Genomic DNA, 11796 nt, shown 5'->3' with positions numbered 1-11796 from the left:
ATCCGCAATCAGGCGACAGGGGGCGTGCTCCCCCTGATTGCCACTACCGTCAACAATTGCCCTTCAAACAGGCCAAATTGCGCATCCAGCTCGCGACCGTACTGCCATTCTGGCGACAGGTCGGTGAGCAGGCGCAGGCGCACACTGCCTTCGGGGGACCAGCTCAGCACTTCGGCGTGTTCAAAATAGAAACGTTTTTGCACCAGAGGGTATAGCGCCTTGAACAGGCTCTCCTTGACCGAAAATGTCAGCGTGACCAGCAGCGCAATCTGTTCTGCAGGCCCGGCGGCCATCCGCAAAAGCTCATCGGGGGTCAGTATCTCTTTGGCCAGGCGCAGGGCGCGTTCGGTGCTGAGCAGCTTTTCCAGATCGATGCCCAGCCCCTGCCATTCACTTTTCAGGGCCACCAGCGCCCCGGCGCGGCCATTGCTGTGGGTAATGGCGCCAGTGATATGGGCTGGCCATACAGGGGCGCGGTCTTCGCCCATACCCGGTGTGGTGCAGGTACCGTCCAGTTGCAGCAGCGCTGCGCGGGCGCACAGGCGTCCGGCCAGAAATTCGGCCTGGCGTTTGGCCACTGAGCGTTGAATACTCGCCGGCATCTCGATGGCGCTGCGGGCAAAATCGTCGTCTTCAAGCTGTGCAGGTATAAAGTCAGTGCTGAGCCAGACACTGGCAGGCAGTATGTGCGGCAACGGCCAGTCGGCGCGCAACGGTGTGCAGCAGGTTGGCAGGGCGGGTAGTCGTTTCATGACTGCATTGTGCCGGGGCCAGGCCCGGCTGTGCAATTGTTCAGATCAGGTTCAGGGCGCACACCCTACTGTGTGGCTAGGCTATATGGGACACACGTCCTTCGAGACGCGATTGGCTTGGGAGAGCGCGATGAAATTGCTGGTGGTTGAAGATGAGGCGTTGCTGCGCCATCACTTGCAAACCCGTCTGACAGAAAGTGGTCATGTGGTTGAGTCGGTCGCCAATGCCGAAGAGGCGTTGTACCAGACCGAACAGTTCAATCATGACCTGGCCATGATTGATCTGGGTTTGCCGGGGCTTGGCGGCCTGGAACTGATCCGCCAGTTACGTGCCCGGGGCAAAACGTTTCCGATCCTGATTCTCACGGCGCGTGGCAATTGGCAGGACAAGGTCGAAGGGCTGGCTGCGGGTGCTGACGATTACGTGGTCAAGCCGTTTCAATTTGAAGAGCTGGACGCGCGGCTCAATGCGTTGCTGCGCCGCTCCAGCGGTTTTACCCAGTCAACCATTGTGGCCGGGGAACTGGTGCTGGATATCAACCGCAAACAGGCGGTACTCGATGGTGAGCCGCTGGCACTGACTGCTTATGAATACCGGATTCTTGAATACCTGATGCGCCATCACCAGCAAGTGGTGGCCAAGGACCGACTGATGGAACAGCTGTACCCGGATGACGAGGAACGTGATCCGAACGTGATCGAGGTGCTGGTCGGGCGCCTGCGACGCAAGCTTGAGGGGGCAAACGGCTTTAAGCCAATCGAAACGGTGCGCGGCCTGGGGTATCTGTTTACTGAGCGCTGCCGATGATTCGTTCGCTTCGCGTTCGATTGATGTTGGCAGCAACCCTGCTGGCCGTGTTGTTTATGCTGGCGTTGCTGCCGGCGATGCAAGGAGCGTTCAGTCTGGCGCTCAAGGACGCCATAGAGCAGCGTTTGGCGTCAGATGTGACCACGCTGATTTCAGCGGCAAAGATGGAAAAAAACCGTCTGAAGATGCCGGTGCTGCTGCCGGACGAAGAGTTCAATCTGCCGGACAGCCGCTTGCTCGGCTATATCTATGACCGCGACGGGCACCTGGTGTGGCGTTCGCGGGCCACGCAAGAAGAAACCATCAACTACAAGCCGCGCTACGACGGGCGTGGCAATGAGTTTGCAAGCATTCGCGAAGACAACGGGCAGGAGTTTTTTGTCTACGACGTTGAGGTCAAGTTGCTCGGCGGCAAAAATGCTGCCTTCAGCTTTGTTGCCTTACAACCGATGCGTGAATACAACCTGACGCTCGCAGGGTTGCGCGAAAATCTTTATCTGGGGTTCGGCGCAGCTTTGATTGTGCTGCTGGCATTGCTATGGATTGGTCTGACGTGGGGGTTACGCGCCTTGCGACGTTTGAGTCAGGAACTGGATGAAATTGAAACCGGAGAACGCGAGAGTCTCAGCGAGCAGCATCCTCGCGAGCTGCTGCGTCTCACCGGCTCGTTGAACCGCTTGCTGCAAAGCGAGCGCGAACAGCGTACACGTTATCGCGACTCGCTCGACGACCTGGCCCATAGCCTGAAAACACCGCTGGCGGTGTTGCAGGGTGTAAGCGAAAGCATGGCCCAGCGCCCTGCCGAGCGTGAGCAGGCCTGGGTCCTGCAAAGTCAGATCGAGCGCATGAACCAGCAGATCGGCTATCAGTTGCAACGTGCCAGCTTGCGCAAGAGCGGCCTGGTGCGCCATCAGGTTGAACTGCTACCGGTGGTGCAAAGCCTGTGCAATACGCTGGACAAGGTGTATCGCGACAAGGGGGTCAAGGTCAGTTACGACATCCCGGAACTGAGCCATGTACCGATCGAGCAGAATGCCTTGCTGGAGTTGCTGGGCAACTTGCTGGAAAACGGCTACCGGCTGTGTTTGAGCCAGGTCCGTATCAGCCTGCACCGCAACGTCCATGGCATTGAGGTGTGCGTGGAGGACGATGGCCCGGGAGTACCACCGGATCAGCGCGCGCGGATCCTGCAGCGCGGCGAGCGCCTGGACCGCCAGCACCCGGGGCAGGGTATTGGCCTGGCAGTGGTCAAGGACATCATTGAAAGCTATGACGCCACCCTGACCCTGGATGATTCGTCATTGGGCGGGGCGGCGTTTCGGATTCACTTCCCGGCGGTATGAGATCCTTGTCTTTGTCATTGCCCACAGAATCCCCAGCTGTGATCTCTTGATACCGGCCTTCAGGCGGATATCCGCCATTTCGGCCGCCATCACATGCGCAATGGGCGGAATCCCGCCAAGTCCTGTCCTACAAAATTGATCCGTAAATTCCTGCAAGATCAGGCGCCATAGGCCATTGCGAGTGTTTTGCTCAATGTGGCCCACGGCTTGCAATAAGTGCGAGAGGTCTGCCGGTAGAGCAGCTCCAACAACAAATCCCTCCAAGCAAGGAGGGTTCGCGCTTTAGGTGTCACCAGTGTCAGACGGAATGACAACTGAGTGATGCACTTGAGGAACTTTGCAATGACGACTCGTCAGCCACTGTACAAATCCCTGTATGTGCAAGTGATCTTAGCTATCGCTATCGGCATCATGCTGGGCCATTACTACCCGGAAACCGGTGTTGCACTCAAACCGCTGGGTGATGGCTTTATCAAACTGATCAAAATGGTCATCGCGCCCATTATTTTCTGTACGGTGGTCAGCGGTATTGCCGGCATGCAGAGCATGAAGTCGGTTGGCAAGACCGGCGGTTATGCGTTGCTCTACTTCGAAGTCGTGTCGACTATCGCGCTGTTGATCGGCCTGATCGTGGTTAACGTGGTTCAGCCTGGCGCTGGCATGCACATCGACGTGTCGACCCTGGACGCCTCGAAAGTCGCAGCCTACGTGACTGCCGGTGCGGATCAGAGCATTGTTGGCTTTATCCTCAACGTAATCCCGTCGACCATTGTTGGCGCCTTCGCCAATGGCGATATCCTGCAAGTGCTGATGTTCTCGGTGCTGTTCGGTTTTGCCCTGCACCGCCTGGGTGCCTACGGCAAGCCGGTACTGGACTTTATCGACCGCTTCGCCCATGTGATGTTCAACATCATCAACATGATCATGAAACTGGCGCCAATCGGTGCGCTGGGCGCGATGGCCTTCACCATCGGTGCTTACGGCGTAGGCTCGCTGGTACAGCTGGGCCAGCTGATGATCTGCTTCTACATCACCTGCGTACTGTTTGTGCTGATCGTGCTGGGCGGTATTGCACGTGCCCACGGCTTCAGTGTGATCAAGCTGATCCGCTATATCCGTGAAGAGCTGCTGATCGTACTGGGTACGTCCTCGTCGGAATCGGCCCTGCCACGCATGCTGGTGAAAATGGAGCGACTGGGCGCGAAGAAGTCGGTAGTAGGTCTGGTGATCCCGACCGGTTACTCGTTCAACCTCGACGGTACTTCGATCTACCTGACCATGGCGGCCGTGTTTATCGCTCAGGCGACTGACACCCATATGGACATCACCCATCAGATCACGTTGCTGCTGGTGTTGTTGCTGTCCTCCAAAGGTGCTGCTGGCGTGACCGGTAGCGGCTTTATCGTACTGGCGGCAACCCTGTCGGCTGTCGGCCACTTGCCGGTTGCCGGTCTGGCGCTGATCCTGGGTATCGACCGCTTCATGTCCGAAGCCCGTGCGCTGACCAACCTGATCGGTAACGCTGTGGCTACCCTGGTTGTGGCCAAGTGGGTTAAAGAGCTGGACACCGACACCCTGCAAGCAGAGCTGAACTCCGGCGGTCGTCCGCTGGAAGACACCCGTCCACAGGACGATCTGGGCGTGGCTGAAGGCCCGGCCCCGGTGCTGCTGAAGTAAGCGTGAGTACATAAAAAAACCCGTCTTCGGACGGGTTTTTTTATGCCTGTTTATTCGACCCGGGTCTGGCCGCTGAAAACCAGGGGCTGACGACAGCGCCGGCACAGGTAGCCACGACCTTGCCCGACCAGCGCATGGCGCTGGGCCGAGAACGGGAAGTCGCTGTCCGGGCATGGGCAGCGGTAGATATAGCGTGTGGCGCTGCGACGCTTGATGGCGTAGGTATGGCAGCGATTGGGCGGCAGTTCGTATACCCCGCGCATGATCAGTTGCCACTCTTCGCCATGGGGCGCGATGCGCTCTCCAAATAGCTGGTGGGCAATCAGGTGTGCGACTTCGTGGGGGACGGTTTGCTTGAGGAAATCTTCGCTGTTTTCGCGGTATAGCTGCGGATTGAAGCGCAGCAGGTTTTCATGCAAATGGGCGACCCCGGCTTTTTGCCCACGCAGCTTGAAGCTGACCACGGGGCGCTTGAAGGGGCGTTTGAAAAACACTTCGGCCTGTTGGAAACAGTCTTCGACGCGGGTATTGAGTGACTCGGGCATGCGGTTCGGTTCTCCAGAGCTGGCGATTATGCCGCAAGCGGTGGGGGTTCCGAAGTGCTGAGGTGCTGAATGGTCATTCCAGCCCTGCGGGAGCGGGCTTGCTCGCGATGGCATCAACCGGGTCTATCTGACAGACCGAGTTGCCTGCATCGCGAGCAAGCCCGCTCCCACAAGTTTTGCTGCGAGTTTGCTAATTGGTGTAAACCGGTCCTACACCCAGGCCCCAGACAATCACGGTAAACGCCATGATCGCCACCAACACCACAAGACCTACTGCCAGAACGGAGCTGGAGAACAGGAATCCTTCATCCGGATCGATGTTCATAAAGGTCGGCAGGCCGACGTAAAGTAAATACACCGTGTAGCAAATGGCGGCGGTGCCCACCACCATGCCCAGCCACATATGCGGATACAGCGCTGCCAGTCCGCCGATAAACAGCGGTGTAGCGGTGTAGGTGGCAAAGGCCACGCAACGGGACAGGCTCGGTTGTGCATCGTAGGTGCGGGCCATCCAGTGAATAAATGCGCCCATCACCCCGACACCTGCCAGCATGGCGGCATAGGACAACAGGGTCATCCACAAGGCGCTGTCCATGGTCAGCATCACCGGTGCGCGACTACCGATGACCCAGCCAACCTGGGTCGTACCAATAAATGCGGAAATGGCCGGAATCGCAGCCAGAATCAATGTATGCGTGAAGTACATATGGCCGATGCTTTCTTCGGCATCACCACGGATTTCGCGCCATTCTTTATCGGGGTGGGTGAAGAGGCCCACAACGTGATGGATCATGGCTGTCGCTCCTGTATAAGACGCATCGCCCCCAGTGGGACGCGTGCCGGTCGCGCAGCCAGAACGTATGGAAAAACAGAGAGGCGTGCGGCCTTGATAACAAGTATAGGAAACCTGCCGACCCCTATATCCGGCTCTTTAGAGCATATTGTGCTGTCAGATACGGGCTTATCGCATTGTCGTCTTTAGGCGGGCAGGGGTTCGTTGGCCGGTTTTTTTCGGTAAAATCCCCGGCTTTTGGTCTTAACTCGCGGAATTGAAGCGCTATGGGCACTCACTCGGTCTCTCAAATCAAACTCCAGAAACGCCTGCGTCGATTGACCGGGGAGGCTGTGGCCGATTTCAACATGATTGAGCACGGAGACAAGGTGATGGTTTGCCTGTCGGGCGGCAAGGACAGCTACACCCTGCTCGATGTGCTGCTGCACCTGCAGAAGGTCGCGCCGATCCAGTTTGATATCGTGGCCGTGAATATGGACCAGAAGCAGCCGGGTTTCCCCGAGGAGGTGCTGCCGGCTTATCTCAAGTCGCTGGGCGTGGAATACCATATCGTTGAAAAAGACACTTACTCGGTGGTCAAGGAACTGATCCCCGAAGGCAAGACTACCTGTTCGCTGTGCTCGCGCTTGCGCCGTGGCACCCTGTACACCTTTGCCGATGAGATTGGTGCGACCAAGATGGCCTTGGGGCATCATCGCGACGATATCGTTGAAACCTTTTTCCTCAATATGTTCTTCAACGGCACCCTCAAGGCCATGCCACCCAAGTTGCGCTCCGATGACGGGCGTAATGTGGTGATCCGCCCGCTGGCGTACTGCAATGAGAAGGACATCCAGGCCTATTCCGACTGGCAGCAGTTCCCGATCATTCCATGCAACCTCTGTGGTTCGCAGGAGAATCTGCAGCGCCAGGTGGTCAAGGACATGCTCCAGGACTGGGACCGCAAGACGCCGGGCCGCACCGAGAGTATCTTTCGCAGCCTGCAGAACGTAAACCTGTCGCAGTTGGCGGATCGCAATCTGTTTGACTTCGCCAGCCTGAAAATTGACGAAACCGCTACCCCGCGCTTCGTTAACCTGCTCAACCTGTAAATTGCCGAGAGGAGAGGGCATGCGCGACTACAAATGGCTGCACGAATACTGTTTGAACCGCTTTGGTTCGTCAGCCGCACTGGAAGCCCAATTGCCTGTCCCGAACACGGCGCAACAATTGCGTCGGATCAGCGATGATCGCTACCTGTCGACCCTGGCTTTGCGGGTGTTTCGTGCCGGGCTCAAGCACAGTGTGGTCGATGCAAAATGGCCGGTATTTGAAGAAGTGTTTTTCGGCTTTGATCCGGAAAAAGTGGTGCTGATGGGCGCCGAGCACCTGGAGCGACTGATGCAGGATGCGCGGATCATTCGCCATCTGGGCAAGCTGAAAAGCGTGCCGCGAAATGCGCAGATGGTGCTCGATATCACTCAGGAGCACGGCAGTTTTGGCGCGTTTATCGCTGATTGGCCGGTGACCGATATCGTCGGTTTGTGGAAGTACCTGGCCAGGCATGGGCATCAGTTGGGCGGTTTATCGGCACCACGCTTTCTGCGCATGGTCGGCAAGGACACCTTTGTGCCTAGCTATGACGTGGTGGCCGCGCTGAATGCACAGCAACTGGTGGACAAGGCGCCCACCAGCCTGCGGGATCTGGCGATTGTGCAGAATGCATTCAACCAGTGGCACGCCGAAAGTGGCCGGCCGATGTGTCAGCTATCGCAGATGCTGGCGTTTACGGTGAATCACTAACAGCGCAAATCCTGTCTAATGTGGGAGCGGGCTTGCTCGTGATGCAGGCACCCCGTTGTATCTGGCATTACGCGGTGATCCCATCGCGAGCAAGCCCGCTCCCACAAGATAGAGCTGCATCACTCGCCTTTCAGGCGTCGATCCAACTGGTAGCGCCAGCGTACAAACAGCAACGCACTGACGAATACCGCGACGCTGGCAGCGATTTCCAGCAGGCCGAACACTTGCCGATTCGGGTCGAATGCCGCCAGCGCTCCCTTGATCAGGTACAGGTTGACCACGTAGCAGGTGAACGAGTGCCCGCGCGGGCTACCCATCAGCATGCCCGGCACCACAAACATCAACGGCACCAGTTCGATCAGCAGGATTACCCACGGGCGTGCGCCGTGCAGGTCGGCAAACACCAGGTAATAAACGCACAGCAGGGCGATCAGGCCAAAGAAGCACACCAGGCTCAATACCCGCATCAGCCGCACCCGCGGCTCCAGCCACTCGATAGGCGGCAGCACTTTTGGCTTTTTAGCCACGGTTGCTCTCCAGTTTCAGAGCGATAGTGGCCAATCGCTGACCCAGGGCCCGGCACAGGGCGATTTCGTGTTCGTCCAGGCCACGCTTGCCATCGGCGCCTGCATGGTGACTCGGGCCATAGGGCGTACCGCCTGCGGTGGTGTGCAGTAAGGACGACTCGCTGTAGGGCAGGCCGGTGACCAGCATGCCGTGGTGCATCAGCGGCAGCAGCATCGACAACAGAGTGCTTTCCTGGCCGCCGTGCAGGCTGGCGGTGGAGGTGAACACGCCCGCCGGTTTGCCTACCAGGGCACCGGTCAGCCACAGATTGCTGGTGCCATCGAGAAAGTACTTGAGCGGCGCTGCCATATTGCCGAAGCGCGTGGGGCTGCCCAGGGCCAGGCCCGAGCAGTTTTTCAGGTCATCGAGGCTGGCGTACATGGCGCCTTCGTCCGGAATGGCCGGGGCCACCGCTTCGCACTCGGCGGAAATGGCCGGTACGGTGCGCAGACGCGCCTCAAGGCCGCCTTGCTCGATACCCCGGGCGATTTGCCGGGCCATCTCGCTGGTCGAACCGTTGCGGCTGTAATACAGAACCAGGATATAAGGCGCACTCACGGCAGGATCTCCAGGACTTTTTCCGGTGGACGACCAATCACGGCCTTGTTGCCCGCGACCAGGATCGGTCGTTCGATCAGCTTGGGGTGGGCGGCCATTGCGTCAATAAGCTGTGCTTCGCCCAGGCTGCTGTCGGCCAGGTTGAGGGTCTTGTATTCGTCCTCACCGGTGCGCAGCAGTTGCCGTGCGCTGATATTCAGCTTGGCCAGCAGCTCGCCCAGTTGCGCGGCATTGAGCGGGGTTTCGAGGTAACGCACCACGGTAGGCGTCAGGCCACGAGCTTCGAGGATTTCGAGCGCACCGCGGGATTTCGAGCAGCGCGGGTTGTGATAAAGCGTCAGATCGGTCATGTGCGGGTCGCATCTTGCGTAAGGTGGCGGCTATTCTACCCGCCTGACGGGCGCGCCTGAACCGTATGCGGTAAATGGCCGCTCGCTGATGGCTTTTTTGCAGGTATTTACCGGGAAGGATCAACGCATGTTAAAGCGACTCATGGCAGTAGCTGCCGTCACTGCCACCTTATTGCTGGCCGGTTGCGGAAATGATTATGGGGTCGATCAGCACGGACAGAAGATCGCGTCGGAGCGTCTGGACAAGCAATGGAAGGTCATCAATTACTGGGCTGAATGGTGCGGCCCGTGCCGGATTGAAATTCCGCAGCTCAACTTGCTGGAAAAACAGCTGCAGGGACAGTCGGTGGGGGTGTTCGGGGTCAACTTCGATGGTTTGCAGGGCAAGGAGCTGAGCGACGCGAGTACCGCACTGGGCATCACCTTTACCGTGCTGGCGCAGGATCCGGCTGAACTGTTTGATCTGCCGCGCAGCGAAGCACTGCCAGTGACTTACATCCTGGATGAGAAAGGCAAGGTTCGTGCGACCTTGATGGGCGAGCAGACGGCAGCCGGGGTGTTGGCCAAGATCAAGGAATTGAAGGGGGGTTGAGTGATGCCATCGCGGGCAAGCCCGCTCCCACAGCGCTAATCATGTGGGAGCGGGCTTGCCCGCGATTGAGGCGCCGCGGTGTATCAGCCTTCTTCAGACCACAGCCTTAGCGGCTTGCCTTCAGCCGGCCAGAACCGCACCTGTTCGATCGGCGAGATGTCCCAGCGCTGTACGGTTTGCAGGGCCTCGAAGAACCGATGCTCCTGCTCCATCAGTGCCGGGGCACAGGCTTTTCGGGTGCTGCCCACGCCACCGAAGGTCAGCTTGTTGCCCTCCAGGGTGTAAGGCGCGAACCAGTGGTTGCAACCGCCACTGCCATAGGCTCGGCCAGCATCGTCCAGGGTTACGGTGAGGTGGCTGTTGTCGATCAACGGGCGCTCGCCGATCCACTCCAGCACGTAGGTGTGATTCTGCTGCAATTTCACCGGGTCACCCGCACAGCCCGCCAGGCTTGCGCCCAGCACCGCCAGCAGGATCAGGCGTTTCATTGCGCGGCCTTTTGGCATTGCGGGCACACATGCTTGCTGCCTTCAGTGCTCCAGCCCAGCTCGGCAATACGTGCCGTGGCTGCGGGCTTTTGCGCCTTGGTGCCAAGTTTGGCGTCCACCGCAAACTCGAACTTCAGCTCTTTGGCGCAGGCATCGCAGTTGACCTGCCATTCATGAATGGCCAGTTCGCCGAACACCGGTCCTTTGGTCACGGCAACCCACTGGCCGCGCGGGTTGATCAGGTGGCGGACCTTGTCGACGCTCAGGCGCATGGACAGGGTCTTGCTGCCTTTGAGGCTCACAATCAGTACGTCACCGGCTTGAATCGAACCACCGTTGCCGGTGACTTGATACAGGCCTGGCGCCAGAGCGCGGCATTCAATCAGGGTGTGCTGCGGGTTAAGCAGGCTGTAGCGAAAATCGTGTTCGACCATGGGTCCTCCAAGTAAGTCGCTATGCTAGCACGCAGGCATCAAAGACCAGACTCAACCTTCGATCAGGTTTTGCGCCGTACCGTTTTTCCAGGCTGTGATATTGCTCAGGGTGGTGCTGGCAATCGCGCTTAGCGCCTCGCGGGTCAGAAACGCCTGATGGGCGGTGATGATCACATTGGGGAAGGTCAGCAGCCGCGCCAGTACGTCATCCTGCAAGGGCAGGTCGGAGCGGTCCTCGAAGAACAGCTGGGCTTCTTCCTCGTACACATCCAGCCCCAGATAGCCCAGTTGGCCACTTTTCAGCGCTTCAATCAGAGCCGGTGTGTTGACCAGTGCGCCACGCCCGGTGTTGATCAGCATGGCACCGTGTTTGAGGGTGGCCAGGCTGGTAGCGTTGATCAAGTGCTTGTTGTCTGCGGTCAGCGGGCAGTGCAGGGAGATAATGTGCGACCCTGCCAGCAGTTCGGGCAAGCTTACATATTGCGCGCCCAGGGCCAGTAGCTCGGCGTTTGGATAGGGGTCAAAGCACAGCAGTTTGCAGCCGAAGCCGGCCATGATCTTGCCGAACGTGGCGCCGATTTGCCCGGTGCCGACCACTCCCACGGTTTTGCCCACCAGATCAAAGCCGGTCAGCCCGTGCAGGGTGAAGTCGCCTTCGCGGGTACGGTTGTAGGCGCGGTGCAGGCGCCGGTTAAGCGCCAGGATCAGGGCCACGGCATGCTCGGCGACAGCGTGGGGGGAGTACGCCGGTACGCGCACCACGCTCAAGCCCAGGCGTTTGGCGGCAGGCAGGTCGACGTGGTTGTAGCCCGCCGAGCGCAGGGCAATCAGCCGCGTGCGTCCTGCGGCCAGTTGCTCCAGCACCGGGGCGCTGAGATCGTCATTGATAAACGGGCAGACCACTTCGTAATCATGGGCCAGTGCTGCTGTGTCGAGGGTCAGGCGCGCGGGTTGGAAATGCAGCTCGTTGCCGTCGGATTGATCGGCCGCGGTGAAGCTGTCGCGGTCGTAGGTCTGGCTGCTGAAAAGAATCGTGCGCATGGGAGGGCTTCCTTAGTGTGTAACCACCAATCTGCTGTGGGAGCGGGCATGCTCGCGATGCAGGCA

15 protein-coding genes are annotated in these 11796 nt (G+C 58.9%); 6 read left to right on the top strand and 9 right to left on the bottom strand.

Features of this window, described 5'->3' with window-relative positions; genetic code table 11:
• Nucleotides 1-8 precede the first annotated feature (8 nt).
• Nucleotides 9-752 (bottom strand): 4'-phosphopantetheinyl transferase family protein, encoded by a 744-nt coding sequence (locus tag ACZRMH_RS08345; protein ID WP_464013010.1) that lies wholly within the window; start codon nucleotides 750-752, stop codon nucleotides 9-11.
• Between the two features lie 130 nt (nucleotides 753-882).
• Here ACZRMH_RS08345 and ACZRMH_RS08340 point away from each other — a divergent pair, with 130 nt between their 5' ends.
• The 3 genes from ACZRMH_RS08340 (at nucleotide 883) to ACZRMH_RS08330 (ending at nucleotide 4580) form a co-directional block, all read left to right on the top strand.
• Nucleotides 883-1560 (top strand): response regulator, encoded by a 678-nt coding sequence (locus ACZRMH_RS08340; protein WP_464013009.1) that lies wholly within the window; start codon nucleotides 883-885, stop codon nucleotides 1558-1560.
• On the top strand, nucleotides 1557-2903 hold the full coding sequence (locus ACZRMH_RS08335; RefSeq protein ID WP_464013008.1) for an ATP-binding protein: 1347 nt from the start codon (nucleotides 1557-1559) through the stop codon (nucleotides 2901-2903). The genes ACZRMH_RS08340 and ACZRMH_RS08335 overlap by 4 nt, the downstream gene beginning before the upstream one ends.
• Before the next feature lie 342 nt (nucleotides 2904-3245).
• Nucleotides 3246-4580, top strand: a complete 1335-nt coding sequence (locus tag ACZRMH_RS08330) for a dicarboxylate/amino acid:cation symporter (protein WP_464013007.1) — start codon at nucleotides 3246-3248, stop codon at nucleotides 4578-4580.
• Nucleotides 4581-4630: 50 nt separating this feature from the next.
• Here ACZRMH_RS08330 and ACZRMH_RS08325 read toward each other — a convergent pair whose 3' ends face one another.
• Both ACZRMH_RS08325 and ACZRMH_RS08320 read right to left on the bottom strand, forming a co-directional pair.
• A complete protein-coding gene (locus tag ACZRMH_RS08325; RefSeq protein ID WP_464013006.1) occupies nucleotides 4631-5125 on the bottom strand; it encodes a SprT family zinc-dependent metalloprotease in 495 nt (164 codons plus the stop codon).
• Nucleotides 5126-5315: 190 nt separating this feature from the next.
• The gene (locus tag ACZRMH_RS08320; RefSeq protein ID WP_464013005.1) at nucleotides 5316-5918 is read right to left on the bottom strand and encodes a Yip1 family protein; all 603 of its coding nucleotides are present in this window, start codon (nucleotides 5916-5918) and stop codon (nucleotides 5316-5318) included.
• Nucleotides 5919-6184: 266 nt separating this feature from the next.
• On the opposite strand from ACZRMH_RS08320, the gene ttcA reads away from it, so the two are divergent.
• Both ttcA and ACZRMH_RS08310 read left to right on the top strand, forming a co-directional pair.
• The gene (gene ttcA, locus ACZRMH_RS08315) at nucleotides 6185-7009 is read left to right on the top strand and encodes a tRNA 2-thiocytidine(32) synthetase TtcA (protein ID WP_464013004.1); all 825 of its coding nucleotides are present in this window, start codon (nucleotides 6185-6187) and stop codon (nucleotides 7007-7009) included.
• A 19-nt stretch (nucleotides 7010-7028) separates the two neighbouring features.
• Nucleotides 7029-7700 carry a DNA-3-methyladenine glycosylase I gene (locus ACZRMH_RS08310; RefSeq protein ID WP_464013003.1) on the top strand — a complete coding sequence of 224 codons (672 nt, stop codon included), beginning with the start codon at nucleotides 7029-7031 and terminating at the stop codon, nucleotides 7698-7700.
• Between the two features lie 119 nt (nucleotides 7701-7819).
• On the opposite strand, the gene ACZRMH_RS08305 is transcribed toward ACZRMH_RS08310, so the two are convergent.
• The 3 genes from ACZRMH_RS08305 to arsC are packed head-to-tail and all read right to left on the bottom strand — an operon-like array spanning nucleotide 7820 to nucleotide 9175.
• A complete protein-coding gene (locus ACZRMH_RS08305; protein WP_464013002.1) occupies nucleotides 7820-8227 on the bottom strand; it encodes a DUF2069 domain-containing protein in 408 nt (135 codons plus the stop codon).
• Nucleotides 8220-8825, bottom strand: a complete 606-nt coding sequence (wrbA, locus tag ACZRMH_RS08300) for an NAD(P)H:quinone oxidoreductase (RefSeq protein WP_464013001.1) — start codon at nucleotides 8823-8825, stop codon at nucleotides 8220-8222. Before wrbA ends, ACZRMH_RS08305 begins: the two co-directional genes overlap by 8 nt.
• On the bottom strand, nucleotides 8822-9175 hold the full coding sequence (gene arsC, locus ACZRMH_RS08295) for an arsenate reductase (glutaredoxin) (protein WP_464013000.1): 354 nt from the start codon (nucleotides 9173-9175) through the stop codon (nucleotides 8822-8824). The genes wrbA and arsC overlap by 4 nt, the downstream gene beginning before the upstream one ends.
• Nucleotides 9176-9302: 127 nt before the next feature.
• Between arsC and ACZRMH_RS08290 the strand changes: the two genes are divergently transcribed.
• A complete protein-coding gene (locus tag ACZRMH_RS08290; RefSeq protein ID WP_464012999.1) occupies nucleotides 9303-9767 on the top strand; it encodes a redoxin domain-containing protein in 465 nt (154 codons plus the stop codon).
• Between the two features lie 83 nt (nucleotides 9768-9850).
• Here the strand turns inward: ACZRMH_RS08290 and ACZRMH_RS08285 are convergent, their stop codons facing one another.
• Genes ACZRMH_RS08285 through ACZRMH_RS08275 form a run of 3 tightly spaced genes read right to left on the bottom strand, consistent with a single transcriptional unit; the run spans nucleotide 9851 to nucleotide 11730 of the window.
• Nucleotides 9851-10255 carry an META domain-containing protein gene (locus ACZRMH_RS08285; RefSeq protein WP_464012998.1) on the bottom strand — a complete coding sequence of 135 codons (405 nt, stop codon included), beginning with the start codon at nucleotides 10253-10255 and terminating at the stop codon, nucleotides 9851-9853.
• Nucleotides 10252-10689, bottom strand: coding sequence for a hypothetical protein (locus ACZRMH_RS08280; RefSeq protein WP_016779846.1), 438 nt, complete (start codon nucleotides 10687-10689; stop codon nucleotides 10252-10254). The genes ACZRMH_RS08285 and ACZRMH_RS08280 overlap by 4 nt, the downstream gene beginning before the upstream one ends.
• 51 nt (nucleotides 10690-10740) lie before the next feature.
• The gene (locus ACZRMH_RS08275; RefSeq protein ID WP_464012997.1) at nucleotides 10741-11730 is read right to left on the bottom strand and encodes a 2-hydroxyacid dehydrogenase; all 990 of its coding nucleotides are present in this window, start codon (nucleotides 11728-11730) and stop codon (nucleotides 10741-10743) included.
• Between the last annotated feature and the right edge of the window lie 66 nt (nucleotides 11731-11796).

It is taken from the genome of Pseudomonas sp. B414, from assembly GCF_055408445.1.
This window is presented reverse-complemented; position numbering and strand designations above follow the sequence as displayed.

Coding starts and splice junctions, on each gene's coding strand:
- ACZRMH_RS08345 (WP_464013010.1), bottom strand. CDS start 752: ATGAAACGACTACCCGCCCTGCCAACCTGCTGCACACCGTTGCGCGCC.
- ACZRMH_RS08340 (WP_464013009.1), top strand. CDS start 883: ATGAAATTGCTGGTGGTTGAAGATGAGGCGTTGCTGCGCCATCACTTG.
- ACZRMH_RS08335 (WP_464013008.1), top strand. CDS start 1,557: ATGATTCGTTCGCTTCGCGTTCGATTGATGTTGGCAGCAACCCTGCTG.
- ACZRMH_RS08330 (WP_464013007.1), top strand. CDS start 3,246: ATGACGACTCGTCAGCCACTGTACAAATCCCTGTATGTGCAAGTGATC.
- ACZRMH_RS08325 (WP_464013006.1), bottom strand. CDS start 5,125: ATGCCCGAGTCACTCAATACCCGCGTCGAAGACTGTTTCCAACAGGCC.
- ACZRMH_RS08320 (WP_464013005.1), bottom strand. CDS start 5,918: ATGATCCATCACGTTGTGGGCCTCTTCACCCACCCCGATAAAGAATGG.
- ttcA (WP_464013004.1), top strand. CDS start 6,185: ATGGGCACTCACTCGGTCTCTCAAATCAAACTCCAGAAACGCCTGCGT.
- ACZRMH_RS08310 (WP_464013003.1), top strand. CDS start 7,029: ATGCGCGACTACAAATGGCTGCACGAATACTGTTTGAACCGCTTTGGT.
- arsC (WP_464013000.1), bottom strand. CDS start 9,175: ATGACCGATCTGACGCTTTATCACAACCCGCGCTGCTCGAAATCCCGC.
- ACZRMH_RS08290 (WP_464012999.1), top strand. CDS start 9,303: ATGTTAAAGCGACTCATGGCAGTAGCTGCCGTCACTGCCACCTTATTG.
- ACZRMH_RS08285 (WP_464012998.1), bottom strand. CDS start 10,255: ATGAAACGCCTGATCCTGCTGGCGGTGCTGGGCGCAAGCCTGGCGGGC.
- ACZRMH_RS08280 (WP_016779846.1), bottom strand. CDS start 10,689: ATGGTCGAACACGATTTTCGCTACAGCCTGCTTAACCCGCAGCACACC.
- ACZRMH_RS08275 (WP_464012997.1), bottom strand. CDS start 11,730: ATGCGCACGATTCTTTTCAGCAGCCAGACCTACGACCGCGACAGCTTC.